Annotated in this window: 24 protein-coding genes; 14 read left to right on the forward strand and 10 right to left on the reverse strand. The window is 66.7% G+C overall.

Going from position 1 to position 26,402, the window contains the following annotated elements; genetic code table 11:
- Window positions 1-95 precede the first annotated feature (95 nt).
- The 5 genes from ACFV4R_RS04770 (at window position 96) to ACFV4R_RS04790 (ending at window position 4,725) form a co-directional block, all read left to right on the forward strand.
- Window positions 96-1,562, forward strand: coding sequence for a GntP family transporter (locus ACFV4R_RS04770; protein ID WP_377201276.1), 1,467 nt, complete (start codon window positions 96-98; stop codon window positions 1,560-1,562).
- Window positions 1,562-2,437: a class II fructose-bisphosphate aldolase gene (locus ACFV4R_RS04775; RefSeq protein WP_377201277.1), complete on the forward strand. Its 876-nt coding sequence runs from the start codon at window positions 1,562-1,564 to the stop codon at window positions 2,435-2,437. Before ACFV4R_RS04770 ends, ACFV4R_RS04775 begins: the two co-directional genes overlap by 1 nt.
- A gap of 46 nt (window positions 2,438-2,483) precedes the next feature.
- Entirely contained in the window at window positions 2,484-2,888 is a 405-nt protein-coding gene (locus ACFV4R_RS04780; RefSeq protein WP_377201278.1) for a DUF1304 domain-containing protein, read from the forward strand.
- 136 nt (window positions 2,889-3,024) lie between these two features.
- Entirely contained in the window at window positions 3,025-4,380 is a 1,356-nt protein-coding gene (locus ACFV4R_RS04785) for an acyltransferase (RefSeq protein ID WP_377201279.1), read from the forward strand.
- Between the two features lie 15 nt (window positions 4,381-4,395).
- Complete coding sequence (locus ACFV4R_RS04790) at window positions 4,396-4,725, forward strand: GNAT family N-acetyltransferase (RefSeq protein WP_377201280.1); 330 nt, start codon at window positions 4,396-4,398, stop codon at window positions 4,723-4,725.
- A gap of 12 nt (window positions 4,726-4,737) precedes the next feature.
- On the opposite strand, the gene ACFV4R_RS04795 is transcribed toward ACFV4R_RS04790, so the two are convergent.
- On the reverse strand, window positions 4,738-5,052 hold the full coding sequence (locus tag ACFV4R_RS04795) for a hypothetical protein (protein WP_377201281.1): 315 nt from the start codon (window positions 5,050-5,052) through the stop codon (window positions 4,738-4,740).
- Window positions 5,053-5,384: 332 nt separating this feature from the next.
- Here ACFV4R_RS04795 and ACFV4R_RS04800 point away from each other — a divergent pair, with 332 nt between their 5' ends.
- From ACFV4R_RS04800 to ACFV4R_RS04820, 5 genes are read left to right on the forward strand one after another with little or no spacing between them, the layout of a single operon-like run.
- Window positions 5,385-7,007 (forward strand): pyridoxal phosphate-dependent decarboxylase family protein, encoded by a 1,623-nt coding sequence (locus ACFV4R_RS04800; protein WP_377201282.1) that lies wholly within the window; start codon window positions 5,385-5,387, stop codon window positions 7,005-7,007.
- Window positions 7,004-8,380: a lysine N(6)-hydroxylase/L-ornithine N(5)-oxygenase family protein gene (locus ACFV4R_RS04805; RefSeq protein WP_377201283.1), complete on the forward strand. Its 1,377-nt coding sequence runs from the start codon at window positions 7,004-7,006 to the stop codon at window positions 8,378-8,380. The genes ACFV4R_RS04800 and ACFV4R_RS04805 overlap by 4 nt, the downstream gene beginning before the upstream one ends.
- The gene (locus ACFV4R_RS04810; RefSeq protein ID WP_377201284.1) at window positions 8,377-8,976 is read left to right on the forward strand and encodes a GNAT family N-acetyltransferase; all 600 of its coding nucleotides are present in this window, start codon (window positions 8,377-8,379) and stop codon (window positions 8,974-8,976) included. Before ACFV4R_RS04805 ends, ACFV4R_RS04810 begins: the two co-directional genes overlap by 4 nt.
- On the forward strand, window positions 8,973-10,847 hold the full coding sequence (locus tag ACFV4R_RS04815) for an IucA/IucC family protein (protein WP_377201285.1): 1,875 nt from the start codon (window positions 8,973-8,975) through the stop codon (window positions 10,845-10,847). Before ACFV4R_RS04810 ends, ACFV4R_RS04815 begins: the two co-directional genes overlap by 4 nt.
- A 25-nt stretch (window positions 10,848-10,872) precedes the next feature.
- On the forward strand, window positions 10,873-11,664 hold the full coding sequence (locus ACFV4R_RS04820) for an SDR family NAD(P)-dependent oxidoreductase (protein ID WP_377201286.1): 792 nt from the start codon (window positions 10,873-10,875) through the stop codon (window positions 11,662-11,664).
- Here the strand turns inward: ACFV4R_RS04820 and ACFV4R_RS04825 are convergent.
- The 3 genes from ACFV4R_RS04825 to ACFV4R_RS04835 form a co-directional block, all read right to left on the reverse strand.
- Window positions 11,614-12,705, reverse strand: coding sequence for an FUSC family protein (locus ACFV4R_RS04825; RefSeq protein ID WP_377201287.1), 1,092 nt, complete (start codon window positions 12,703-12,705; stop codon window positions 11,614-11,616). The two genes, ACFV4R_RS04820 and ACFV4R_RS04825, sit on opposite strands and share 51 nt — an antisense overlap.
- A gap of 256 nt (window positions 12,706-12,961) precedes the next feature.
- Window positions 12,962-13,342, reverse strand: coding sequence for a DUF6355 family natural product biosynthesis protein (locus ACFV4R_RS04830; RefSeq protein ID WP_377201288.1), 381 nt, complete (start codon window positions 13,340-13,342; stop codon window positions 12,962-12,964).
- A 402-nt stretch (window positions 13,343-13,744) separates the two neighbouring features.
- A complete protein-coding gene (locus ACFV4R_RS04835) occupies window positions 13,745-15,322 on the reverse strand; it encodes an MFS transporter (protein WP_377201289.1) in 1,578 nt (525 codons plus the stop codon).
- A gap of 525 nt (window positions 15,323-15,847) precedes the next feature.
- Between ACFV4R_RS04835 and ACFV4R_RS04840 the strand changes: the two genes are divergently transcribed.
- Window positions 15,848-16,105, forward strand: coding sequence for a hypothetical protein (locus ACFV4R_RS04840; protein WP_377201290.1), 258 nt, complete (start codon window positions 15,848-15,850; stop codon window positions 16,103-16,105).
- Between the two features lie 152 nt (window positions 16,106-16,257).
- On the opposite strand, the gene ACFV4R_RS04845 is transcribed toward ACFV4R_RS04840, so the two are convergent.
- Window positions 16,258-18,735 carry an ATP-dependent DNA ligase gene (locus ACFV4R_RS04845; RefSeq protein ID WP_377201291.1) on the reverse strand — a complete coding sequence of 826 codons (2,478 nt, stop codon included), beginning with the start codon at window positions 18,733-18,735 and terminating at the stop codon, window positions 16,258-16,260.
- A 40-nt stretch (window positions 18,736-18,775) separates the two neighbouring features.
- Here ACFV4R_RS04845 and ACFV4R_RS04850 point away from each other — a divergent pair, with 40 nt between their 5' ends.
- From ACFV4R_RS04850 to ACFV4R_RS04860, 3 genes are all read left to right on the forward strand, one after another.
- Complete coding sequence (locus ACFV4R_RS04850; protein WP_377201292.1) at window positions 18,776-19,945, forward strand: Ku protein; 1,170 nt, start codon at window positions 18,776-18,778, stop codon at window positions 19,943-19,945.
- Window positions 19,946-20,091: 146 nt separating this feature from the next.
- Window positions 20,092-20,934, forward strand: a complete 843-nt coding sequence (locus tag ACFV4R_RS04855) for a class I SAM-dependent methyltransferase (RefSeq protein ID WP_377201293.1) — start codon at window positions 20,092-20,094, stop codon at window positions 20,932-20,934.
- Between the two features lies 1 nt (window position 20,935).
- Window positions 20,936-21,367 (forward strand): SRPBCC domain-containing protein, encoded by a 432-nt coding sequence (locus ACFV4R_RS04860; protein ID WP_377201294.1) that lies wholly within the window; start codon window positions 20,936-20,938, stop codon window positions 21,365-21,367.
- Between the two features lie 101 nt (window positions 21,368-21,468).
- On the opposite strand, the gene ACFV4R_RS04865 is transcribed toward ACFV4R_RS04860, so the two are convergent.
- The 5 genes from ACFV4R_RS04865 to ACFV4R_RS04885 form a co-directional block, all read right to left on the reverse strand.
- The gene (locus tag ACFV4R_RS04865; protein ID WP_377201295.1) at window positions 21,469-21,747 is read right to left on the reverse strand and encodes an HPr family phosphocarrier protein; all 279 of its coding nucleotides are present in this window, start codon (window positions 21,745-21,747) and stop codon (window positions 21,469-21,471) included.
- A 67-nt stretch (window positions 21,748-21,814) separates the two neighbouring features.
- Window positions 21,815-23,863 carry a fructose-specific PTS transporter subunit EIIC gene (locus ACFV4R_RS04870; RefSeq protein ID WP_377201296.1) on the reverse strand — a complete coding sequence of 683 codons (2,049 nt, stop codon included), beginning with the start codon at window positions 23,861-23,863 and terminating at the stop codon, window positions 21,815-21,817.
- A 2-nt stretch (window positions 23,864-23,865) separates the two neighbouring features.
- Window positions 23,866-24,858 carry a 1-phosphofructokinase family hexose kinase gene (locus ACFV4R_RS04875; protein WP_377201297.1) on the reverse strand — a complete coding sequence of 331 codons (993 nt, stop codon included), beginning with the start codon at window positions 24,856-24,858 and terminating at the stop codon, window positions 23,866-23,868.
- Window positions 24,855-25,661, reverse strand: a complete 807-nt coding sequence (locus ACFV4R_RS04880) for a DeoR/GlpR family DNA-binding transcription regulator (protein WP_377201298.1) — start codon at window positions 25,659-25,661, stop codon at window positions 24,855-24,857. The genes ACFV4R_RS04875 and ACFV4R_RS04880 overlap by 4 nt, the downstream gene beginning before the upstream one ends.
- A 259-nt stretch (window positions 25,662-25,920) precedes the next feature.
- Window positions 25,921-26,178 carry a DUF6458 family protein gene (locus ACFV4R_RS04885; protein ID WP_045732066.1) on the reverse strand — a complete coding sequence of 86 codons (258 nt, stop codon included), beginning with the start codon at window positions 26,176-26,178 and terminating at the stop codon, window positions 25,921-25,923.
- Between the last annotated feature and the right edge of the window lie 224 nt (window positions 26,179-26,402).

A 26,402-nucleotide genomic window follows, 5' to 3' on the forward strand; every position in this document is an offset into this window, starting at 1 on the left:
CCGCCGTCGTACCCCTTGCGTTACTCCCCTTAGAAACAACCGGCGCCTTATTGCCCGTCTTCTGGAAGACTGGCACGTCAAAGGAGACACCCATCGTGAACCACCTCATTAGCCCGCTGATGGTGCGGGCGGCCGACGCCCCGGCCATCAAACCCGCAGTGGAGCTCGGCACCCCGCTGCTGCTGACCATCGCAGCGCTCGGCATCGCCGTGCTGCTGGTGATGATCATCCGCTTCAAGATCCAGGCCTTCGTGGCACTGCTGACCGTCAGTATCCTGGTGGCCGTGGCCTCCCAGATCCCGCTCAAGGATGTGTTCACCGTTGTGGCCAACGGCGTGGGCAGCACCATGGGCAAGGTGGCGCTGCTGATCGCCCTCGGCGCCGTGCTGGGACGGATGATTGAGGTCTCCGGCGGCGTGCAGTCGCTGGCCGCACACTTCACCGAGAAGCTCGGTGCCAAGCGCGTCGCAGTGGCCCTCACCGCCGTCGGCTTCCTCGTGGCCATCCCCGTGTTCTTCGAGGTGGGCGTCATCGTCCTGGTGCCGATCGTTTACGCCTTCGCCAAGATCGCCAAGGTCCACCCGGTCAAGTTCGGCCTGCCCATGGCCGGCATCATGCTCTCCATCCACGTTGCCGTCCCGCCGCACCCCGGCATCGTTGCCGGCGCGGGAGTCTTCGGCGCGGACATCGGACTGATCACGCTGATCTCGCTGGCCATCTGTATTCCCCTTGGCTTCCTGTCCTACTGGGTGGCCAGCATCATGAACCGCAAGGAATACGAACTTCTGCCCTCGGTCAAGGCGCAGGTTGAGGAGTTCGGCTCCGACTCTCTGGTCAAGGTGGGCCACGACGGCCCCGGCGCCTCCGCCATCGCCCCGCCGCGTCCCGGCCTGATCATCTTCCTCATCGCCGCCCCCATCGTCCAGATCCTCCTCGGCACCCTGGGTACGCTCACCATCCCCAAGGACAACTCCTGGTACGGCCTGGCCGCTTTCATCGGCAACCCGTTCTTCGCCCTGCTGGTGGCCGTTGCCCTCTCCTTCTTCCGGCTGGCCGTCCGCCGCAACTGGTCGCTGAAGGAAACCGGCGAAATCTTCGAAGGCGCCCTGCCTCCCATCGCGTCCATCCTGATGGTGGTTGCCGCCGGCGGCGTATTCGGTGAAGTCCTCCGGACCTCCGGCATCGGCGCAGCGCTGTCCCAGACCCTGGACCACCTTGGCCTGCCCGTCATCGCACTCGGCTTCGTGATCTCGCTGGCACTGCGTGCCGCCCAGGGTTCGGCCACCGTTGCCATCGTGACCACCACCGGCCTGCTGACCTCCGCCGTCATGGAGGGCGGTTACAGCCCGGCACAGATCGCCGTCATCGTGATCGCCATCGGCTTCGGCGCACTGGGCCTGTCCCACGTCACCGACGCCGGCTTCTGGACCGTGGTGCGCTACTACGGCCTCACCGTCTCCGACGGCCTCAAGACCTGGACCGTGCTCACCACGGTCTTGGGCCTGGCCGGCTTCGCCCTGACCTTCGTGGCCTGGATCCTGGTGGGAGGCCTGGGCGTCTGATGCGCACCCGACTCGACCACCTGGTCACCTCCGCACTGCAGCAGGGCTCCGCTGTTCCCGCCTTCACCTGCTACGACTTCACCACCGCCCTGGCTGTGGTGGGCGCGGCCGAGGAATCCGGCCGCGGCGTCATCCTGCTGGTGGCACCCAAGACGGCAGCCACCCCCAACGGGCTCCGCCTGATCGCGGCACTCCGGGGACTGGCGGACGCGGCCTCCGTGCCGGTGGCGGTGCAGCTTGACCACGCCACGGACCTGGCAGTGATGGCCGACGCCGTCGCAGCGGGGGCGGATTCGGTACTCGCCGACGGTTCGTGCTTGCCTTACGAGGACAACATCGCCCTGGTGGCGGCCGCCCGGGAAATGCTGGCAGCCAACGGGCATCCCGATGTGGTGCTGGAAGCCGAGCTCGGCGGCCTGGCCGGCGACGAGGACCGCGCCTTCTCCGCCAACGAGCCTGCAGAACAGTCCGGCGTTGCCGTGGCGGGGCTGACCGACTCCGCGCAGGTGGAGGACTTCGTGGCCCGTACCGGCGCCCAGCTCCTCGCAGTTGCAGTGGGCAATGTCCATGGCAAGTACAAGGGCGAGCCGCAGCTGCGCTGGGACGTGCTGCAGGACATCGCCGTGCGGACGCACCTCCCGCTGGTGCTCCACGGCGCTTCCGGTATTCCGGCCGAAGAGCTGGTGAAGGCCGCGGCCATGAATGTTGGCAAGGTCAACTTCAACACCGAGCTGCGCACCGGCGTGCTGGCAACCCTGCAGGAGCAGCTGCCCGCCCACCGCGCCGACGGTGAAAACCTGCAGGCGCTCCTGGGCCACTGGAACCGGTCCGCCGGAGAGTTCGCCGGCGCCACGCTGGCCACGCTGAGCCGCTAGGCCCCAGACGCCAAGAAACTCCGGGGAGGGAGGCTAGGATCGAGCCATGATCCTGGCCTCCCTCCTTTTCGCATTCCTTGCTGCGGCGCTGCACGTCTTCATCTTCACGATGGAATCTGTGACCTGGACCAAACCGGCAACGTGGAAGCGTTTCAGCATTGAGTCCCAGGAAAACGCGGAGATCACCAAACCGCTGGCCTACAACCAGGGCTTCTACAACCTGTTCCTGGCTGTTGGCGCCCTCATTGGCATAGGCCTGGTGGCTTTCGGTGCGGACGGCTCGGCGCAGGATGTGGCCGGCTGGACCCTCATCTTCGCCAGCTGCGGCTCCATGCTGTTGGCGGCACTGGTCCTGGCCCTGTCAGGCCGCAAGTACCTCCGCGCGGCCGCAACCCAGGGTGCTACGCCGCTGCTCGCCGTCGTCCTCGGCCTCCTCGCTGTGGCACTTTAACTGCGTGGCACGTTAACTACCCGGCACTCCAACTGCGCGGCGCTTTACTCTTGCCGCGGCCGCTCAATCCTTCTCCACCCAGGTGGCGGGCGCACAATAGTGCTGTGAACAGCGCGGAGACGCTCCGGGGTGCACGGTGGGTACCGCCGGCGGCCTGAGCGGAAGCCTCCGGCCGGGCACGGCAGGCCGTGACCCGGTGATCGACCTTGTCCGGTTCACCTGCCTTGCCCTGGTGGTGGTGGGCCATTGCATGATGGTCAGCCCCGTGCTGCACGCCGACGGGACGGTGACCACGCAAAACACCCTCGCTGAGCAGCACTGGTTCGAACCCGTGATCTGGATCTTCATGGTCATGCCGCTGTTCTTCGTCACCGGCGGGATGACTGGCCTGGAATCCTGGCGGCGGCTCTCGGCAAACGGCGGCACGGCTGCCCTGTTCATCCGGGCACGCCTGCTGAGGCTGGTCAGGCCCGCCACCGCCCTGCTGGCCGCGATGTTCCTGGGGCTCGGAGCCGCCCAGCTATTCGGCGTGCACCCACAGGTCATCGGGCTGATGGCAGCCGGGGCAGGGATGCCACTGTGGTTCCTGGCCGCCTACCTCGCGGCGCAGCTGAACATTCCCCTGCTTGCCGCATGCCACGCCCGTGCCCCGTGGCGGACTTTCCTCCTGCTCACCGCGCTGGTGGTGGCCGTGGATTGCCTCCGCGGCACCTTGCCACTCCTGGCCAACATCAACCTGCTGTTCCTGTGGTGCGCCGTCCAGCAGATGGGCTTCCTCATCGCCGACGGCAAACTGGCCGGGATCTCACGCTCCGGGCTGGTAGCGGTGGCCCTGGCAGCAAATGTCCTCCTGGGCACCGTGACGGGCCTGGGGCTTTACCCCGGGAACATGCTGGTGAACCTCAATCCGCCCAACCTGACGCTCCTGCTGCTGGGCTTGTCCCAGGCGGCCCTGATGGAGGCGGCGCGGCCGGTCCTGGCAGGGGTGGCGTCGTGGCCGTGGCTCAGCAGGGTTCGGCAGACCGCGGGTGCCCGGTCCCTCACGGTGTACCTCTGGCACCTGCCCCTGCTGGCGGCCATGTCCGGCCTGCTGCTCCTTGCGCCTGTCCCGAAACCGGAGTCGGGAACACCCGAGTGGTGGTGGGCGCGCGCCGTGGTGCTGCCGGTACTGCTGCTCCTGCTCCTGCCCGTCATCGCCGCTTTCGGGTGCCTCGAGGACAACCCGACGGCGGCTCCGGGCTCCGGCGCCAAGCCCGCCGCGGTGGGTGCCGCCGTCGTGGTGGTCTTCCTTCCGGTGGCAGACGCTGCACTGGGCGGCCTCACCCTCGCCCTGCTGGGAACAGGAGCCGCCTTCTTTGTCCTCGCCCAACTGATCCTCGGTGCGGTGCCCTGGCGGAGTCCTGTCCGTGGGCGCACACCGGCCGCCGCCGGCGTGCGAAGGCGTGCCGGGCGCAGGAGGGGGCGGAAGGGCATTGCCAGCGGGGTGAAGTAGTGCCAGTGTCGAACCATGACCGAGAACATGTTGTCCACCGAGGATAGGTTCGCCCCCGATGTCACGCTGCGGCGCAACGATGCGGAGCACAGGTATGAACTGCTGGTGGGCGGCAGGCTCGCCGTGCAGTCCTTCTTCCGGGACCTGCCGGGCCACATCGACTTCACCCACACCGAGACGGGCCAGGACTTCGAAGGACGGGGCCTAGGCAAGGTGCTGGCGCATTTCGCCCTGGACGACGTTGTGGCTACCGGCAAGCGGGTCATTCCGCATTGCCCCTTCATCTCCAGCTACCTCCGCAAGCACGAAGGGTACGAGCAGTTCGTCGACTGGCCGGAGGGGTAGCGCGTCAGTTCGTCAGCTTGCCAGGGCCTGGTCGCTGACCGTGGCGCTGAAGGCTGGGTCGTCGAGGGTAAAGCCGCAGGCGCAGCGGTAGGTGGCCACCGTTCCGGCCGGTGTGGCTGGTCCGGCGGGCAGCACCCCGGTTCCATCGACGTAAACAGGCTGCCCGACGGGCAGGTCCAGCGGATCGAGCCGCTGCATCGGCGTGCGGCAATGCATGCGCGAATTGAGGGTGACCAGGAGCCCCAGGTCCAGTGGCTGGGCTGTGCTGCCGGCTGGCTCTGTGCGTTCCCCGGACGCGGCCAGACGGTGTTCCGTTGCGGTGGTCATGCGATGTTCATCCTTGGGCTTCTTCACGAGGCTGCTCTTCCAGCCCCGCCGCGAACTGCTTGCGGAGGTCATTTATCCCCACAAGCAAAGCATGCTTACTAAAGGTGTGACAAGCCGGACATTCCCGTCCGCGGCCGCCCCCGCGTTGCTGGCGGGGCGTGAATTGTGCACCATGGGCCCGCTTCGGCGCCAGTCAATGACCTTCTGCACATCCTGAAAACCCTGTCATTCCGGGGCGAAAGAGAAATAGGGCACAAAAGTTTGATTAAAAGGGCATCCTAAGTAAGGCTTACCTACGCAACGCCCCCAAATTGCTGACCGAAGGAAGACCCGTGCCGCTGATGCCCCGACTCGATGAGACGCAAGTGGACCACTCCACCCGCCCCGACACGACCCGACAGGACCTGGACAACACAGTTCCGCCGGGACAGGATTTCGGCTCGCGCGTGGAACTGGCCCTCGGGGCAACCAACCATCTTTTCAATGCCCGGAACTCACCCCGGTACGTTGCGCAGGTGCTGCAGGGCGTCACCACCGTGGCAACCAAGCTGGAGCGGACCACCCGGCCGTTCACCGGCGTCGGGCCCGCCGAAATGCGGAATCGCGTGGGTGCCGTGGACCTGGATACGCCCTTGCCGGACACCGCCGCGGCCCTGCAGGAACTCGAGGATGTGTACCTGCGTGACGCCGTCTACTTCCACGACCCCAAGTACGCCGCCCACCTCAACTGCCCCGTGGTGATCCCGGCGCTGGTGGGCGAGGCCATCCTGTCCGCCGTGAACTCCTCGCTGGACACCTGGGACCAGAGCGCCGGCGCCACCATGATCGAACGGCGCCTCATCGACTGGGCCGCCGAACGGCTGCACCTGGGCGCCGCGGCGGACGGCATCTTCACGTCCGGCGGCAGCCAGTCCAACCTCCAGGCCCTGCTCATCGCACGGAACCACGCCGTGGCCGGCCTCCGCCAGGACCCCGCCAGGGCATCCCTCCGCATCCCGGCTCTGCTGGATACCCTGCGCATCTTCACCTCCGAGGACAGCCACTTCAGTGTCCAGAAGTCCGCCTCCATGCTGGGCCTCGGGTTTGACGCCGTCATCACCGTCCCGTGCTCCGCGGACCACCGGATGGATCCGGCGGCACTTGCTGCGGCCATGGCGGAAGCGCACGACGCCGGCCTGACCGCCATGGCCGTAGTGGCCACCGCAGGGACTACCGACTTCGGCGCGGTGGACCCGCTCGCAGAGCTCGCCGCCCTGGCCCGTGCCTACGGTGCCTGGTTCCACATCGACGCCGCGTACGGCGGCGGCCTGATGGTCTCCGGCCGGTACCGGCACCTGCTGGACGGCACAGGCCTCGCGGACTCGGTCACCGTGGACTTCCACAAGACTTTCTTCCAGCCCGTCAGCTCCAGCGCCCTGCTGGTCCGGGAAGCGGCGATGCTGCGCCACATCACGTACTACGCCGATTACCTGAACCCGGAGAGCGCCGCCCTGGCGGACATCCCCAACCAGGTGGACAAGAGCATCCAGACCACCCGCCGCTTCGACGCCCTGAAGCTCTGGCTCACCCTGCGCATCATGGGGGCGGACGCCATCGGCGCGCTCTTCGACGAGGCCATCGACCTCGCCGCCCGCGTGGGTTCGGTCCTCGACGCCGACGACGATTTCGAGCTTGCCGCCGCACCGCAATTGAGCACCCTCGTGTTCCGCTACCGCCCCGTGCTGGCGTCCGGCGCACGCCTCTCTGACGAGGACGCCGATGCCCTCAACCCCGCCATCCGGGCGGCCGTCTTCGCCTCCGGCAAAGCCGTGGTGGCCGGCACCAAGGTGGGTGGACGCCACTACCTGAAGTTCACCCTCCTCAACGCCGAGGCCACCCTCGAAGACATCACGGACATCATCACCCTCCTGCGCAGCACCGGCGCCGGACTCCTGCAGAAGGAAACCACCGCATGAGCACCCCCACCAACGGCACCATCTTCGACTTCGCTGCGATCGGCGTCGGGCCCTTCAACCTGGGCCTCGCTGCCCTCACAGAACCCGTGGAGGGCCTCAACGGCATCTTCCTCGAACAGCGCGATTCCTTCGACTGGCACCCCGGCATGATGCTCGAACCCGCGCACCTGCAGGTTCCCTTCATGGCTGACCTGGTGACCATGGCGGACCCCACCTCACCCTATTCATTCCTGAACTTCCTGAAGCAGACCGGCCGGCTCTACCGCTTCTACATCCGGGAAAACTTCTACCCGCTGCGTGCCGAGTTCAACCAGTACTGCCAGTGGGTTGCCGGGCAGTTGCCGTCGGTGCGTTTCGGTACGGCCGTGCAGGAGGTGGCGTACGACGACGGCGTGTACCGGCTCACCGTGTCGGGCCCCGGCGGGCCGGAGGTGCTTTCCGCGCGGCGGCTGGTGCTGGGCACTGGCACCTCCGCGTACGTGCCGGCGGCGGCCGAGGGGATCCTTGCCTCCGCGGCTTCCGGAACCGGGGGAGTGGCCTTCCACAACGCCGAGTACCTGTCCCGGAAAGCCGAACTGCAGCAGCAGCGCAGCATCACCATCCTGGGCAGCGGCCAAAGCGCCGCTGAGATCTACTATGAGCTCCTGCAGGAGGCCGACGCGTACGGCTACCAGCTGAACTGGGTGACCCGCTCGGGTAGGTTCTTCCCGCTGGAGTACACCAAGCTGACCCTCGAAATGACGTCGCCGGAATACGTGGACTACTTCCACGGCCTCCCGCCCGAGCAGCGCGACCACCTGAACAAAACACAGAAGAACCTCTATAAGGGCATCAATTCGGACCTGATCGATGCCATCTATGACCTCCTGTACACCAGGAGCCTGTCCGGCATGGTGGACACCCAGCTGCTCACCCACTCCACGCTGACAGCCGCCGAATGGGACGCGGCCGCCGGGACCCACCGGCTGCATCTGGAGCATGGCGAACAGGGCACCTCCTACACCTTGGACAGCGAGGCCGTGGTGCTGGCCACCGGTTACGGCTACCGCGAACCCGCGTTCCTCACCGGGGTGCAGGACCGGATTGCCCGGGACGGTTCCGGCCGCTTCGCCGTAGACCGGAACTACAGCACCGGCGTTGAACCGGGCGAGATCTTCGTCCAGAACGCCGAACTGCACACCCACGGGTTCGTCACCCCGGACCTGGGCATGGGCGCCTACCGCAACTCCTGCATCCTCCGGGAAATGACCGGCCGCGAGATATACCCGGTGGAGCGGGGCATCGCCTTCCAGCAGTTCGGGGCGCCCTCTTCCGTTCCGGGAGTGCATCCGGACGCGGCGGCGGGGACCATGACCGTGGAGGTGCCGGCATGAGGTTCACCTTCCGGTGCGTGGACCCGGTGGCGGACGCACCCGTCCTGCACAGCTGGGTAACCCAGCCGTACGCCTCGTTCTGGGGAATGCTTTCCGCCACCGAGGCCGACGTCATTGACGAATACGCGAAGATCCAGGCGAGCGGCCACCACCACGCCCTCCTGGGGCTCGACGGCGGCGTCCCCGCCTTCCTGATGGAGGAGTACCTTCCGGCGTCCTCACCGCTGGCCGGCGCCTACCCCGTCCATCCCGGCGACGCGGGGATGCACCTGCTGGTGGCACCGCCGTCGGGCGTTCCGGAGGCGGGCTACACCACCGCCGTCATGGACGCCGTACTGGCCCGGCTGTTCGCCAGGCCCGAGGTGGAGCGCATCGTGGTGGAGCCGGACGCCCGCAACACAAAAATCCACGCCCTCAACGAACGGTTCGGGTTCCGGCCCTCGGGAGTGGTGGGGCTGCCGGACAAGGATGCGCTGCTCAGCTTCTGCACCCGGGCCGGCTACCTGGCAGCCCGCGCAACCATTCCCACCTTGGAAACTTCCGCCCTTATGGAAACCACCCGCACCGATGACCTGCAGGGAGCCGCAGCACTATGACCGTCCAGCTCGAATCCACCGCCCCCGCATCCGGCACAGCCGCCGCAGCACCGCACCTCGAAGCGGGCCGGTGGGATGCCGCCAACCGGCACCTGCTCCGCAAGGCGCTCGCCGAGTTCTCGCACGAACGGATCCTCACACCCGAGCCCGTTCCGGGTGCCCCGGAAGCCAACTCTTACCGCCTGGCCAGTGCCGACGGCACCCACGAATACCTGTTCACCGCCAGGATCCTGGAGCTGGAGCACTGGTCCATCAGCGCCGATTCCATCCGGCACGTCCAGGACGGCACCGAAGCGCCGCTGGACGTTCTGGAGTTCATCACCGTGTTCCACGAGACCCTCGGCATCAACCTGCAGATGCTCCCGGTCTACCTGGAGGAGGTCAGCAGCACCCTGGCCAGCCATGCCTACAAGCAGTGGGCCGGCCAGCCGACTGCGCAGGAGCTGGCCGCCGGGGTGACGGGCGGGCAGGATCCCGCGGCCGACTTCCAGGCGATCGAGCGGAGCATGACCGAGGGCCACCCCTGCTTCGTGGCCAACAACGGCCGGCTGGGGTTCGGCATCAGCGATTACCTGTCCTTTGCGCCGGAAACCGGGGCGCCGGTGCTGCTGGAATGGATCGCCGTGCACCGCAGCCACGCTGTGGTCAGCATCAGCAGCGGTTTGGACTACGCGGCACACCTGGACGCCGAACTTGGCCCGCTGGCCGGCAGCTTCACCAGCGAACTGCTGCTGCAGGGCTTGGACCCGGACCAGTACTTCTTCATGCCGGTCCACCCCTGGCAGTGGGAGAACAAGCTCACGGTCACCTTCGCTGCTGAAATCGCCCGGAAGCGCATCGTCTACCTGGGAACCGGAACCGATTCCTACCAGGCGCAGCAGTCCATCCGGACGTTCTTCAACACCAGCGCCCCGGCCCGGACGTACGTGAAGACCGCCATGTCCGTGCTGAACATGGGGTTCATGCGCGGCCTCTCACCCCAGTACATGAAGGCCACGCCGGCCATCAACGACTGGCTGCGGAAGCTGATCACCGCCGACCCCGCATTGCACCAGCGCGGGTTCACCATGATCGGCGAAATCGCGGCCATCGGCTACCACAACAGGACCTACGAGGCCGCGTCCGCCAGCGGGTCGCCATACCGGAAGATGCTGTCCGCCCTGTGGCGGGAAAGTCCGCTGCCGCTCCTGGAAGGCGGGCAGCAACTGACCACCATGGCCGCGCTGCTGCACGTGGATTCCACCGGAAAGCCCATGGTTTCCGCCCTGATCGAGCGCTCCGGCCTGGCCCCGGAGGACTGGCTGCGCCGCTACTTCGAGGCGTACCTGGTGCCGCTGGTGCACTGCCTCTACAACTACGAGCTCGCCTTCATGCCCCACGGCGAAAACGTCATCCTGGTCCTTGAAGACGGTGTTCCGGTGCGTGCCATCATGAAGGACATCGCCGAAGAGATCGTGGTGATGGGGGACCGGCTGGACCTCCCCGAGGAGGTCGCCCGGATCCGGGCCGACATCCCCGACGGCGAGAAGGTGCTGGCCATCTTCACCGACATTTTCGACTGCATCTTCCGCTTCCTCGCGGCACTGCTCGACGACGACGGGACGCTTCCGCAGGAAACCTTCTGGCGTACGGCTGCCGACGCCGTCCGGGACTACCAGGCACAGCACTCCGGCCTGGCCGGACAGTTCGCCCGGCACGACCTCTTTGCTGCCGACTTTGAGCTGTCCTGCCTGAACCGCCTGCAGCTGCGGAACAACCAGCAGATGCTGGACCTCACGGATCCGTCCGGAGGCCTGCAGATGGCCGGCCGCCTGGCCAACCCGCTGGCACGCTTCGCAGGAAGTAGTGAGGAGAATGACGGAGCCAAGTAGCGGCAGCGGTGGCTAGGCTGGCTGTATGACGCAGACCACTTCACGGACAACTGCCCTGGTCACCGGCGCCAGCGCAGGCCTGGGCGCCGAGTTTGCCCGCCAGCTCGCCGCCGAGGGCTGCCACCTGGTGCTGGTGGCCCGCAACAGGAGCCGCCTCGAGGAGGCCGCCGCGGAACTGGAACGGCGCTACGGAACCACCGCTGAGGTGCTCCCCGCCGACCTGACGGACGACGCCGAGGTGGCTGCCGTCGTCGAACGCCTGTCAGATCCGCAGCGCCCGGTGGGCATCCTGGTCAACAATGCGGGCATCGGGCTGCTCCACAACTTCGAGGACAATCCCGTGGAGGAGGAGAAGAGGCACCTGAAGCTGCACGCCGAAACCGCCCTGGTTCTTTCGCACGCCGCGCTCAAGGGCATGCTGGACCGTGGCGAAGGCCGGATCATCAACGTGGCCAGCATTGCCGCGTTCCTGCCGCGCGGAACGTATTCGGCGGCCAAGGCGTGGCTGCTGAGCTTCAGCCGGTGGGCCAACCTGGCCTATCGGACCCGCGGCATCAAAGTGACGGCGGTGTGCCCTGGTTTTACGCACACCGAGTTCCACGACCGGATGGGGATGGACAAGTCCGTGGCACCGAAGTGGACCTGGTTGGCGGCCGAGCGCGTGGTGCGGGAGGGGCTGGCGGACAACGCCATAGGCAAAGCCGTCTCCATCCCGTCCAAGCGCTACAAGGTGGTGGCAGCCCTGGCCCGGATCGCTCCGCCCAGGCTAATGGCGGGGCCGCCGCGCAAGCCCCAGGAGGAGCGCGGGGGAGCGTGAACCCCGCCGGCGGACGGCCACCACAACGGCGATGCCCACCAGCGCGCCCACCAGGGTCTCGATGGCACGCTCCAGGATCAGGACGCCGGGATCCGCGGGTGCCGCGAGCTGGGTCATCAGCAGGATCACCGGCGTGAAGGACACCATGGCCAGGCCGTAGTGCCGCGTCATGAACAGCTCGGTGGTGAACTGGAACAGGATCACCAGCAGTGCCAGGACCACTGCCTGCTGCCCGGGGAACAGTCCGGGCAGCGTCCAGGGGGCGGGAATAATCACGACGGCGGTCACGGCCAGCCCCACGAACGTCCCCACGATGCGGTGGATGCCGCGGCGGACGCTGCTGGGGAGGTCCGCACCGGCCAGCGGAACAGCCGCGGCAGCCATGGCCCAGTGCGGGTGCCCGCTGCCGGTGAGGACGCCGACAGTTCCGGCGGCGCCGACGGCCAGCACGTAGCGGGCGGCGTGGATCAGCATGGCGCGGCGGTCCACCGCCTGCGACGCGGCGGGGATGCGGACGGCCCCCCGCTGCCACCGGCGCCGACGGACCCACCCGGCGAAGCCCACCAGGACCGCGAACGCTGCCGACCCAAGGGCGATCAGCAGTGCGGTGTACCAGGGGACTGCCATGGGCACGGACGCGCAGGCGCCCAGGGCCAGGATGCCGAAGAACGGGCCGTTGGGCTTGAGCCGCACGCGGTCCGAGTAGAGCGAGCCCAGTCCCGCCAGAGCGGCTTCGATGGCCACCAGCGCCCACGAATGGATGTGGTTGACGGACAGGAACACGCCCACCGAGACGCCGCCCAGGAGCACCAGGGCTGCCTGGGACTGGTGGAGGACCCGCAGCTGGTGCGGTTCTGACCGGCCGTACATCCCGGTCAGGGCGCCGAAGACCGCGTAGATGATGAGGTCCGCCCGGCCTGCGGCCAGCAGGAGCAGCGACGGGACGGCCACGCTGAGGGCAACCCGCAGCGCAGCGAGGTGGTCCGCGTTGGCTGGCTCCAGCCGGTGGAGGGCGCGCACGTGGTGCAGGACGCGTTCCATGCCGTGCCACCTCCTCCGTGCTTCTGGCCGCTTTGCGGACGACTCAACCTTAAACGCCCGGACCGCCGCACCCGGCATGGGTGCGGCGGTCCGTGTAACGGAGCGGAACAGTTGGCCGGGGCCTAATGACATCCAGTCGTACGCGAAGGCCCGCTCATTGTGCTTCCCGCAACACAAGGAGTGGGCCTTTGAGCGTGGGCTACAAGAATGCCTTGGGCGAACCCTGACTAAACCCGAGACGTTGGGTGCACACTATTCAGCCGTTTGGTTGGGAGCAACGAACTCCGTTCGAATGAGCCCCCGTGATAATTCCGTAGACATATGGCACCAGTGAATGATTTCCCGGTGAAAGACAAAGGAGTGTCAGTCCGCCTCCGAGTCCCGGCGGGGAACCAGGCGCCACTATCGAAGTCACCTGTACGTAGACGTTTGACCCGTCAGCGGTGCAGTGATTGTAATGGGCCAGGATCCCCTCCATATGAAAACCGCAAGGAGTGCTGGCTGCCACGGTTGAAGGAGAAGCAGCATTGGCCGAAGGTACCGACCAAACAAGCAATGAGAGGGAAAGCGCAAACAGCGCTGCGATTCTCCGGACTGCGGTGTTCTTTTTGCGCGATGAGCTCAGATTACGGTTCATTCATTCGCCCCCAGACGATTGAGATGTTTCCTTGCAAATGCCGTTTGGCACTTTTTCAACCTAACGGAGAACCCTTGGTATCTAAAGTCGCCGTAGAAACACCCGCTGGCCCGCGCGGATTCGATACCACTACCTTCTATTCTCGGTCCCCGCTTATGCCCCAGCCGGAACACCACGGTGGGTGTGCGGATCGATGCCGTCCTGGGTGTCGAACGGCAGTTCGTCCACGTTGATCAGCGGGTTCTCGGTGGAGGGCGCGCACGTGGTGCAGGACGCGTTCCATGCCGTGCCACCTCCTCCGTGCTTCTGGCCGCTTTGCGGACGACTAAACCTTAAACGCCCGGACCGCCGCACCCGGCATGGGTGCGGCGGTCCGTGTAACGGAGCGGAACAGTTGGCCGGTTAGGCGTTGACCGGGGCCTTTCCGCCGTCCTGCGGATGGGTGTCGAACGGCAGTTCGTCCACGTTGATCAGCGGGTTCTCGTCCTGGGTCTTGACGAGTTCGCGTGCTTCTTCCTCGGTGTCCACGCTGGGCATGGAGCCGGGCAGTGGCCGGTTGGCCGATTCCTTGAGGAAGTAGATGGCCGCCGCGCCTGCCAGTGATGTAACCATCAGGTAGTAGGCGGGCATCATGTCGTTGCCAGTTGACTTGATCAGCAGTTCCACGACGAAAGGCGTGGTTCCGCCAAAGATGGCCACTGCAAAGTTGTAGGCAATGCCCATGGCTCCGTAGCGGCTGGACGTGGGGAACTGGGCCGGCAGGGCCGAGGCCAGGTTGGCCACGTAGAAAGTCACGGGGAAAGCGACCAGCGCGAGTCCGGCCAGCGTGGACCATACCTCGCCGACCCCGATCAGCAGGAATGCGGGAATGGCAAGGACGATGGTGCTCACGGCGCCGATCCAGAGCACGGGTCGGCGGCCGATCCGGTCGGACAGCCTGCCCGTCAGCGGAATGCAGAGGCTCATGACAACCAAAACGGGAATGGTCAGCAACGTGCCGTGGACCTCGTCGTAGCCCTTGGAGGCTGTCAGGTACGTGGGCATGTAGGACGTCAGTGCGTAACCGGCGGTATTTGCAGCGGCCACAACGATCATGGCCACCAGGATGGGGCGCCAGTAAGCCTTGACGATCCCCACGGGGCCCTTGGCGGCTGCAGTGTCACCATCCGTGGCGTTCTTGGCATTTTCTTCCTGGGCGTCCAGGGTGGCTTGGAACTGCGGGGACTCCTCGATCTTGCTCCGGAAGTACACCGCAATCAGGCCCAGCGGACCGGCCACGAGGAACGGGATGCGCCAGCCCCAGTCCTCCATGGTGTCCTGTCCCAGGGTCAGCTGCAGGACGGATACCAGGGCGGCGCCGATGGCGAAGCCCATGTAGCTGCCCAAGTCCAGGAAGCTGGCGAAGAAGCCGCGGCGCTTGTCGGCGGCATATTCGCTGACGAAGGTGGTGGCACCAGCGTATTCGCCGCCGGTGGAGAAGCCCTGGATCACCTTGAGGAGCACCAGCAGCGCTGCTGCCCACAGTCCGATCTGCGCGTAACCGGGCAGCAGGCCGACCGCGAACGTGCTGGCGGCCATGATCATCAGCGTGGTGGCCAGGATCTTCTGCCGGCCCACCTTGTCGCCAAGCCAGCCAAATACGACGCCGCCGAGGGGGCGGGCAATGAAGGTCGCCGCGAACGTGCCGAGCAGGAACAGATTTCGCGTCGTGGGGTCGGATTCGGGAAGGAACACGGGACCCATGGTGGTGATGAGGTAGCCGAACACGCCTACGTCGTACCACTCCATGGTGTTGCCTACGATGGTGCCACCGAGGGCTTTCTTCAGCATCGGCTGGTCAACCACGTTGACGTCTGATTCCTTGAGCCGGCGGCGCGGCAGCAGCCTCGGCTTCTTGGCAGCCATGGGGGCTGCAGGGTCGGTTCCGCGGGCGTTCCTGGCGCCTGCTGAAGAGTCGGTGTTGCTTTGGTCTGTGGGCATTTGGTCAGCTCCTGTGGAGGTCATTTGCTTGCGACTACTTGCTGCCCCGCTCCGGGCAGGCCTTCAATTTTACGCCGATTTTGTAGCGTTCGCCCGTTTGATGCCGTACTGTCCGCCCTTTTGGGCACGTTTCAGGCCAACTTTTCGAGGTTGTTTTTGGCCGTTTTCCGGCGTCAATACTGGGAAGCATGCTGACTGTGACCACTGTCACCGAATCTTTTTCCACAACCGTTCGTTGGAACACCTTTCGGGCCGTAGTCCGGCGCTGGATGTGATGGCGGACACTGGCTTTCAGAGGGTTCACAGAGGGCCCGCCGGTGCCTATGGTTGATCAATGGGAACACTGATTTTCGAATAGTAGACGCGTGCGGCCGGGATCTCCCCGCTGCCCGACACCGAGCCAGTCACGCCGGCGCTGCTGTGCCTCACAGCGCCGACCTCACGAACGAGCCGGCGTTCCCGGCAATCACGGAGGCCCCCGCGCCTCTTTTCTGGACTTCATTTCATCGTGGAAAGGAAGAAAAAATGGCTGACGAAAACCGCAAATCCCATCTCAATCCGGAGATGGCGGACCATCTGGCCGCGGCAATGGACACTCCGGACATGCCCGCAGCGGCCACCACCGCTGCCAGCGCCATGCCGCGGCAAAACTCCTGGCCGGACGGCAACGGCAAACGCCGCCACCCGAAGGACCGGGGATCCGGCCACGGACGGATGGGCCACGAAGCCTCCGTGGCAGCCGTCCACCGGACCGGGAAGCCGCAGATGCCGCACTCGTCCTAGGACGGGCGATCCGCACATTCACTACCGACACGGAAATTCCCTGGCGCGCCCATATACGCGGTGCGGCAGGGAATTTCCGTGTCACGGGTGAGTTTGCGCGTCACTGGGGAACCTGCGCATGACCGGAGCCTGCGCGCCCGCAAGCAAAAGCGTCAATCCTCCCGGACCACCTCTGACGGGTCCTTGTCCAGGCGCCAGCCCCGCCACCGGGGATGCCGCAACCGCCCCGGGCCGGTCCACTCCCCGTACGTGACCTCACCCACGAGCTGCGGCGTGACCCAGTGCGCGTCCGCCGAGTCGGGCCGCGGAACCTCGTGGAAGGGTGACGTCTTCCGTGCCAGCTGTTCCACGGTCTGCCGCAGTTCGGCCAGTTCGCGGCCACTGAATCCGCTGCCCACCCGGCCCACATACTGGAGTTTTTTGCCGTCCGGGATGCCCACCAGCAGCGACCCCACCGTTTCCTGGCGGCCGCCCTTGCCCGGCCGCCAGCCGCCCACCACCACTTCCTGGGTGCGCTCCGTCTTGAGCTTGATCCACGTTCGGGTGCGCTGTCCGCTGACGTAACGGCTGTCCGTGCGCTTGGCCATCACGCCCTCGAGCCCCAGTTCCCGTGCGCTGTCCATGATGTGTTCCACGGGATCCTCCAGCACTAGGGACAGTTCCACGGGGCAGTCCGAGGGCCGGAAGAACTGTTCAAGCCGTGGCCGCCGCTTGCTGAGCGGGAGGCGCCGGAGGTCCGTGCCGCCGTCGAACAGGAGGTCGAAGAGCATCAGCCGGACGGGAATGGCCTTCTGCGCCTTGGCGACGTCGGCGGCCCGGGTGAGCTTCATCCGGCCCTGCAGAAGGCCGAAGTCCGGCCTGCCGGACGGTCCGACGGCGATGATCTCACCGTCGGCCACGAACGGCTGCTCCGGCCAGCATCCGCGGTCCGTCAGCTCGGGGTACGTCTTGGTGACGTCGTTACCGTTGCGGCTGAAGATACGGACGGTGGACTCATCCGCCACGAGGATGGCCCGCACCCCGTCCCATTTGAGTTCAACCTGCCAGTCGCTGCCCATGAGGTCTGAGGGGACTCCCGCGGTGGCCATCATGGGGCCGAAACCTTCGGGCGAAACTCGAACAGGGGAGTCCTCCGGTTCGCCGGCACTCTCCGCAGGCTCCGCGGATGAAGGTGCGTGCCGGCGTCGTCCGCCCTGGTCTTCCTTGTCCATCAGGTGAATCAGCCACTGCTTCCCGGCATCGCTTCCCTGGCCGCGGCCGGTGTGGATGAGGGCAACCTTCCTGGTGCCGCCCAGCCCGCCGCCCTCGGAACCGTGGAGGGTGACGATCACCTCCTTGCCGTTGATCCACTTGTGCAGCTCGTACGTGCCGGTGTCCCAGATGGTCATGTCGCCGGCGCCGTACTCGCCCTTGGGGATGGTGCCGTGGAAGGTGAGGTAGTCCATGGGGTGGTCCTCGGTCTGGACGGCCAGATGGTTCTTGCCGCCCGATTCCGGCACACCCTTGGGCAGCGCCCAGGATGCCAGGACGCCCTCGTGCTCCAGCCTGAGGTCCCAGTGCAGGCGGCTGGCGTGGTGTTCCTGGATCACGAACGCGTCGCCGCCGCGCGGCGCGCCACTGAACGGCTCGGGCGTGGCCCCGGGGTCGCGCATCGAACGGTACTTCACCAGGCGGGGGTTCCCGCCGTCGCGCGAGCCGTCCTGCCCGGTGCCGGTGCCGGTCCCGCCTTCCCCGGCCGTTCCGGAAGCGCGGACGACGGCGGCGAACGGGTCCCTGCCCTCCTGCACCCGGCGCAGCACCTCACGGTAGTCGAGGTGTTTGAGCCTGGCGGAGCTGATCTCCCGCCACGTCCGCGGCGCCGCGACCATGGGCGTGGGCCGCCCGCGCAGGGAGTAGGGCACGATGGTGGTTTTCGCTGCGTTGTTCTGGCTCCAGTCCACCAGGACCTTGCCCTTGCGGAGGGTCTTCTTCATGTCGCTGACGGCGAGGTCCGGGTGGTCGGATTCCAGGGCGCGCGCCAGTTCCCGGGCGAACTCCGAGATCTGGTCCGAGGTCTGCGTGCCGTCCAGGGGCGCGTACAGGTGGATGCCCTTGCTGCCGCTGGTGACGGGGACCGGATCCAGGCCCACGTCCTGCAGGATGGCGCGGGCCAGCAGCGCCACCTCACGGCATTCGTCGAGGCCGGCGCCCTCACCGGGGTCCAGGTCCAGGACCAGCCGGTCCGGGTTCAGCTGGTTGCCCTGGGAATCCACCCGCCACTGGGGCACGTGGATTTCGAGGGAGTTGATCTGCCCGAACCAGGTGAGGACGGCGGGATCGTTGACCATCGGGTAGTGGATGGTCCGGTCCTTGTGGGTGATGGCGGCGCGGGGGAGCCAGCCGGGGGCGGAGTCCTCCAGGTTCTTTTGGAAGAAGACCTCGCCGGGCTTCGCCGCGGTGCCCACGCCGTTCACCCAGCGTTTCCGGGTGGCGGGCCGGTTGGCCGCGGCGGGGATGAGGACGTGGGCCACGGCGGCGTAGTAGGCCAGCACATCGGCCTTGGTGGTGCCGGTTTCCGGGTAGATGATTTTGTCCAGGTTGGTCAGCGTCAGCTCTCGCCCGGCCACACGGACACGTTCCTTAGAAGCCACAGGTCTTCACCTCCGGCCCGGTGTGATGTTGACTGTAGGGATGAGAGCCATCTGGAAGGGTGCCATCGCATTTGGGCTGGTCAACGTGCCCGTCAAGGTCTACAGCGCCACAGAGGATCATGACATCAGTCTGCACCAGGTCCACAACGCCGACGGCGGAAGGATCCGCTACCAGCGCCGTTGCGAGGTCTGCGGTCAGGTGATCGACTACTCGGACATCGAGAAGGCCTTTGAAGAGGACGGCCGCACGGTGGTGTTGTCCAAGGATGAGCTGAAGGCCATCCCGGCGGAAAACAGCCACGAAATCGAAGTGGTGCAGTTCGTCCCGTCCGAGCAGCTCGAACCGATGATGTTCGAAAAGAGCTATTACCTGGAACCGGACTCCAAGTCGCCCAAAGCCTATGTGCTGCTGCGCCGGGCCCTCGAGGATACCGACCGGGTGGCCATCGTCCAGTACGCCCTGCGTGAGAAGACCCGGCTGGGGGCGCTGCGGATCAAGGATGACGTCCTGGTCCTGCAGTCCCTGCTGTGGCCGGACGAGGTGCGTGAGGCAAACTTCCCCGCGCTGGACACCGCCATCAAAATCTCCGCGCAGGAACGCGACATGTCAGCGGCGCTGGTCGAATCGATGGCCGCGGACTTTGAACCGGAGTCCTTTACCGACGACTACCAGGTGCAGCTGCGGAAGCTCATCGACGCCAAGCTGGAGCAGGGCGAGTCCCTGGACACGGACGAAACGTTCGGTGTGGAAGCGGGCGACGGCGGCAAGGGCGAGGTCATCGACCTGATGGAGGCCCTGAAGCGCAGCCTCGACCGGAAACGCGGCGGCGCGGCAGCGGCCTCGGGCGCAGACGATTCCGAAGAGGAAGAGTCCGACGACGGCGGGCCGGAGGATGCGGATAAGCCCGCCAAGCCCGCGCGGAGGTCCTCCGGCTCACGGTCGCCGGGATCCGGGACGGCCGCTTCCAAAACATCAGCGTCCAAGGCCGCGGACACCAAGACCGGAACCCGGTCCACGGCTGCCAAATCGACGGCGTCGAAGAGTACTGCAGCCAAGAGCACTTCAACCAGGAGCACCGCGGCAAAGTCCACGGGCACGGAGGCAAAGACCGCCGCCGGAAAATCCACCGGGACCAAGCCGGCCGCGTCCAAGAGCACCGGGAAACCTGCCGCGAAAGCCACCACCACCAGGACGCGCAAGCCCGCGTAGGAAGGGGCAGGGGCCTTGCCGCTGCCCCTGCAATTAGCCGGACCACCTTTACAGCCGGTGCCCGCGCGGCCACAATGAGTCGCATCGCAGCGCCTGCTGTGCCCGCAGCGCGCTGAACCCCAACGGCTCGATGAGGAGCGCGGACCATGAGTGACCAGACCGATGCGGCCGAGGCAGACCGGGCGCTGAAACAGAAGCACCGTGCCATGTGGGCGTCCGGTGACTATCCCGCGCTCGCCGATGAAATGCTCCTGGAACTGGGCGCCATCCTGGTGGAGGCATGTGGCGTCCGATCCCGCCACAGGGTGCTGGACGTGGCTGCAGGGTCAGGGAACGCGGCTATCCCTGCGGCCATGATGGGAGCCAAGGTGGTGGCCTCGGACCTCACGCCGGAGCTCTTCGAGGCCGGGCGCCGCGAAGCCGGCAACCGCGGCGTCAGCCTGGAATGGAAAGAAGCCGACGCCGAGGCGCTGCCGTTCGAGGACGCCTCGTTCGACGTCGTCATGTCCTGCCTGGGTGCCATGTTCGCGCCGCGGCACCAGGCGGCGGCGGATGAGATCCTCCGCGTGTGCAAGCCCGGCGGGAGCATCGGGCTGCTCAGCTGGACCCCGGAGGGCTTCATCGGCCGGATGTTCGCCACCATGAAGCCCTTCGCGCCGCCGCCACCGCCGGGGGCCCAGCCGGCGCCGCTGTGGGGGAGCGAGGAGCACGTCCGCGAACTGCTGGGGGACAGGATCACCGACGTGACAGTCCGCAAGCAGGCCCTGGCCGTACGGAGCTTCCACCAGCCCGGCGACTTCGTCCGCTACTTCAAATCCCACTACGGCCCCACCATCGCCGTCTACAAGCACATCGGCGCCGACGCGGACAAGGTCAAGGAACTGGACCAGGCGCTGACGGAGCTTGCCGACTCCTTCGGCGACGCCCACGGAGACACCCCGTTCCAGATGGAGTGGGAATACCTGCTGTTCAACGCGAGGAAGGCCTGACATGCCCGGAGACTTCACGGCAACATCCAGCACCACCATCGACGCCCCGCCGGACCGCGTCTGGAACGTCATCACGGACCCCGCTGCCGCCAGGGAATTTATGTTCGGGGCAGAACTGGAAACAGACTGGGCGGAGGGAAGCCCCATCACCTGGAGCGGCGAATGGGAAGGCAAGCCGTACCAGGACAAGGGCAGGGTGCTGGAGGTGGAGCCCGGCCGGAAACTGGTGCACACCCATTTCAGCGCCCTCAGCGGCGACGAGGACGTCCCGGAGAGCTACCACACGCTGACTTGGACGCTGCAGGACCGCGACGGCGGAACCCATCTCACGCTCGCCCAGGACAACAACCCGAGTGAAGAGGCGGCCAGCCACTCGAAGGGCATGTGGGACAAGCTTGTGGCAGACGTGAAAGCCATCGCCGAACGGGGGTGACCCTGGCGATTAAAGCCAGCGGCCGCCGTCGTGCCGTTCCCACGAGGGGAAGGCGCGACGGCGGCCGCTTGGCTTAATCCGGCTGCCGGGCAGCCGGCCTGCTACTCGGCGTCGTGGTCCGTTTCCAGGATCTGCACCAGGCGCTCCAGGGCGTCGTCGGCGCCTGCACCCTCGGCGCGGAGCACCACGACGTCGCCGTGGGAGGCACCCAGGCTCATGAGGGACAGGATGCTGGCCGCATCCATGGCCTCGTCGGCGGGCTCGCCTTCACGGGCGATGGTGATGTCCAGGTCGAACTCGCCGGCTGCCTCGGCAAAGATGGCGGCGGGACGGGCGTGCAGGCCCACGCGGCTGGCGACGGTTGCGGTGCGTTCTGTCATTGTTGCTCCTTTGTCTTTCGGCGAGCTGACGGTTCAGCGCCGGTGAGGTGTGTGGGTGGGGCCGCGGTCAGACCGTTGCGGGAACCGGTTCAACCGTATCAACGGTCTTCTTCACTGCCCAGCGCTTCAGCGCCACCACGGTCAGTGCGCTGACCACCGTGCCGGCAATGATCGAGACGATGAACATCAGCACGTTGCCGATGGCGAAGAACACGAAGATCCCGCCGTGGGGTGCCTGCGATGTGACATTGAAGGCCATGGTGAGGGCACCGGTGAGCGCGCCGCCCAGCATGCTGGCGGGGATGACGCGCAGCGGGTCGGCAGCAGCGAACGGGATGGCGCCCTCGGAGATGAAGGAAGCGCCCAGCAGCCAGGCTGCCTTGCCGTTTTCGCGTTCAGCCAGGCTGAACAGTTTCTTGTCCAGGACGGTGGCCAGGGCCATGGCCAGCGGCGGGACCATGCCCGCTGCCATGACGGTGGCCATGATCTGCCACGGTGCCTGGTTGGTGGCGCTGCCGGCGCCGAGCCCTGCAACAGCGAAGGCGTAAGCCACCTTGTTGACCGGGCCGCCGAGGTCGAAGCACATCATGAGGCCCAGGATGATGCCCAGGACGATGGCGGAGGCTCCGGTCATACCCGAAAGCCAGTTGTTCAACCCAAGGGTGATCCCAGCGATCGGTCCGCCGAGGAACAGGAACATCAGCCCGGATGCCACGATCGATGCCAGCAGCGGGATGATGACCACGGGCATGAGGCCACGCAGCCAGCGGGCCACCTGCCAGGTACCGATCACGTGGGCGATGTAGCCGGCCAGCAGGCCGCCCACGATGCCACCGAGGAAGCCGGCGCCCATGAATCCGGCAACAGCACCGGCCACAAAGCCGGGGGCGATACCCGGCCGGTCGGCAATCGCGTAGGCAATGTAGCCGGCCAGCGCGGGGACCAGGAAGCCCATGGACAGGGCGCCGATCTTGAAGAAGACGGTGCCGAGATAAAGGGCCAGATTGCCATCGGGCAGGTTGAACAGCGTGTTGTTGGCCAGGATGTCGTTGGCCTTGGTGCCGAGGGCGATATCAAAGCCCGCGAGGAGGAACCCGAGGGCGATCAGCAAGCCACCGCCGGCAACGAACGGGATCATGTAGCTGACACCGGTGAGGAGTGCCCGCTTCAGCTTCTGGCCAATGTGCTCGCCCTTTTCGGCGGCCGCCTGCTCAGCCTGTTCCTCGGCACCGAAGTGCGGAACGCGGCGTGCGTGGGGGTCGTCCGCAGCGGCGAGCGCTTCCTGGACCATCTTGGTGGGCTCGTCGATGCCGCGCTTGACGGGGGCATTGATGACGGGCTTGCCGGCGAAGCGCTCCTTGCCGCGTACGTCCACGTCCACCGCGAAGATCACGGCGTCGGCGGCGGCGATGACGGCGGGGTCCAGCGGCTTGGCACCGGATGAGCCCTGGGTTTCAACCTGCAGGTCCACGCCCATTTCCTGGGCGGCGGCAACCAGCGAGTCGGCGGCCATGTAGGTGTGCGCGATGCCCGTGGGGCACGCGGTGACGGCCACGAGGCGCTTGGGGCCGGCAGCGGCAGGACCGGCGCCTGAGGAAACCGAAGCAGCCGCGGCAGCCGCCGGGGCAGCAACCGCAGGCGCAGGGGCAGCGTGCGCGGCCGGCTTGTCGGCGAGGGCACCGTCCACCAGTTCCACGATTTCTGCCTCGGAAGAGGCATTGCGGAGGGCAGCCGTGAAGTCCTTTTTGATGAGGGACCGGGCCAGCTTGGAGAGCAGCTTCAGGTGGGCCTGGTCGGCACCGTCCGGAGCGGCAATGAAGAAGACGAGGTCCGCAGGGCCGTCCTTGGCGCCGAAGTCCACCTTGGGGGACAGGCGGGCCATGGCCAGGGTGGGCTCGACCACCGCAGCGGAGCGGCAGTGCGGGATGGCGATGCCGCCGGGAATGCCGGTGGCGGTCTTCTGTTCGCGGGCGTAGGCGTCGGCAAAGAGGCCTTCAACCTCTGTTGCGCGTCCGGTGGCAGCAACCTTGCTTGCCAGGTGCCGGATCACCGCCTCGGGGTCGTTGCCCAGGTTCCGGTCGAGCTCGACCAGTTCCGTGGTGATGAGCTGAGTCACTGTCAATCCTTTCGAAGGGCCGTGATGGTTACGGCTTCCGGGGTGGTTTGGTGCACTGCCGGAACCGTTGAACCGGGCAGGGAGGCGGCGGCGGCTCCATGGGCCACCGCCTGACGCAGGCAGTCAGCCGGGGCGGCGCCCTGGCTGTGGGCGAGCAGGTAGCCGGCCAGTGCGGAATCTCCCGCACCCACCGTGCTCACTGCGGCGACCGGCGGATGCGTGGCCAGCCACGCGCCGTCGGCCGTTACGAGGACAGCTCCCTTGGAACCGAGAGTTGCCAGCACAGCACCCACACCGGAACGCACGACGGCGGACGCGGCCTCGGCGGCAGCCGCCGGGTCCGCTTCCAGTTCGTCAGCGGCGGCCGTGGCGAACCCGGCTGCAGCAGCCAGTTCCGCCAGTTCCTCGGCGTTGGGCTTCAAAAGATCCGGCATGCCCTCCGCGCCGCCGGTCAGGGCGGCGGCGAGTGGCTGGCCGGACGAGTCGACGGCGATCAGTGGCGTGTGCCCTGAGGACTCGCCGTCGGCAGCTGAACGCAGGCGGCGGGCCGCCGTCGCGTAAAAATCCGAGGGGAAGCCCGGCGGTAGTGAACCTGCCAGGACCACCCAGCCGGCACCCCGGGAGCTTTCCAGCAGCAGCTTCAGCAGCGCCTCCTGCTGGTTGTCGTCGAGGACGGGCCCGGGTTCGTTGATCTTGGTGGTGACCCCGCCGGGTTCGGTGAGGGCCACGTTGGTGCGCAGCGGCTCGTCGATGGGCAGCGACACGAAGGGTACGGCGCCGGCGCGCAGGCCGGCCAGCACGGGATCGCTGTCCGCGCCGGGCAGGACGGCCAGGGACTCGAGGCCGGAGGCCACCAGCGCCCGGGACACGTTGACGCCCTTGCCGCCGGATTCCTGGGTGACGGACACAGCGCGCTGCACTTCGCCGCGCTCCAGGGGTCCGGGCAGGGCGACCGTGCGGTCCAGGCTGGGGTTGGCCGTGAACGTGACGATCATGCGATCACCACGTCAACATCGGCCTCTTCCAGGGCTGCGGCGAGTTCGGGGCTGGGTTCTCTGTCTGTAATCAAGGTGTCCAGGTCTTTCAGGGAGGCGAACTGGACCAGCGTTTCCGCGTCCAGCTTGGAGGAATCGGCCAGCACCACGATGCGGCGGGCCGAGTGGACGAAGGCAGCCTTCACGGCCGCTTCTTCAGGATCGGGAGTGCTGAGTCCAAAGGTGGGGTGGATGCCGTTGGTCCCCACGAAGGCAATATCCGGGCGGATCCGTGCCGCTGCCTCCACCGTGGCCTGGCCGACGGCCACCTGGGTGATGCCGCGGACCCGGCCGCCCAGGATATGCAGCGCGATGCCGGGGACGCTGGAGAGCTTGCCGGCAATGGGTACGGCGTGGGTGATGGCCACCAGTTCGGTGCCCGCGGCGCCGGATTCGGAAAGTTCGACGGCGGTGCGCCGGGCCAGCATGTCGGCCAGGACCTCGGTGGTGGTTCCGCCGTCGATCAGGACGCTGCCGGGGGAGTTCCGGGGGATGAGCGCAAGGGCGGCCTCGGCGATGCGGCTCTTCAGGTCCGGCCGGCGGATGGCACGTTCGGTGACGCTTTCCTCGGTGGTGCTGAAGCGGTCTGCCGCAACCGCACCGCCGTGCACGCGGCGGACGGTGCCGGCGTTCTCGAGGGTGGCGAGGTCCCGGCGGACGGTTTCGGTGGTGATGCGGAAGCGCTCAGCCAGCAGGGTCACGCTGACCCGGCCGCTGCCGGCAACAAGCTCGGCAATCTTCTGCTGGCGTTCCTCGGCGAACACGTACCCTCCGTTGCGTAGCTTGATGGTGCTGTGGTGTCCGGCGCCGTGTCCGGCGTGACTGGCATCACATGATGTTGAGTTACTTGACTTTATCTTTGCTTATGTTGGTTTGTCAACGGAAACCAACACGAAACAATATTGGGTTCTCTTCGCCTGGTTTAGGCCCGGGGATGCGAAAGCCGGGCCGGACGCTGTTGTCCGGCCCGGCTTCCCGGGTTCATGGTCTGCCGTGGTCCTTGATGACCCGCAGTCGGTTTGGCTAGATGGTTCCGTCGCGGCTTTCGTTGCGGGTGATCCGCTCGCCCGTGTTCGGATCCACGACGGACCGGGTCTCGCTGACCCGCCGCGTCCGGCCGGGGGAGGCCAGGACCAGGGAGGCGATCAGGCCGATGACGCCTACGGCCATCAGGATGTAACCAACCAAGGCCTGGTCCACGAAGGGAATAAGTCCCGGGGCTACTGCCCAAGCCAGGATGGCGCCGAGGGCGATAAGGAAGATTGACGAGCCGATTCTCATGACTTGCTCCTTCTGCTGGCCGCGGGTGGCGGCTCCTGTGGGGCGGTGCACGGTGTTGCGGTTAGGTCACTGCGCTGCTTTGTCTGTAAAGCCACTGGTCAGCATGCTGATAGTAGGCGTCACGCTACAGTGCGCCCATACCCGATTCAATGAATGATGCCGAGTCGTTGCCGGGAATTTCTGCGTTGCTGCTGTGATTGCCGGGGCGCATGGGCTCAATACCG

This window comes from Pseudarthrobacter sp. NPDC059871, from assembly GCF_042731175.1.
Taxonomy (GTDB): domain Bacteria; phylum Actinomycetota; class Actinomycetes; order Actinomycetales; family Micrococcaceae; genus Arthrobacter.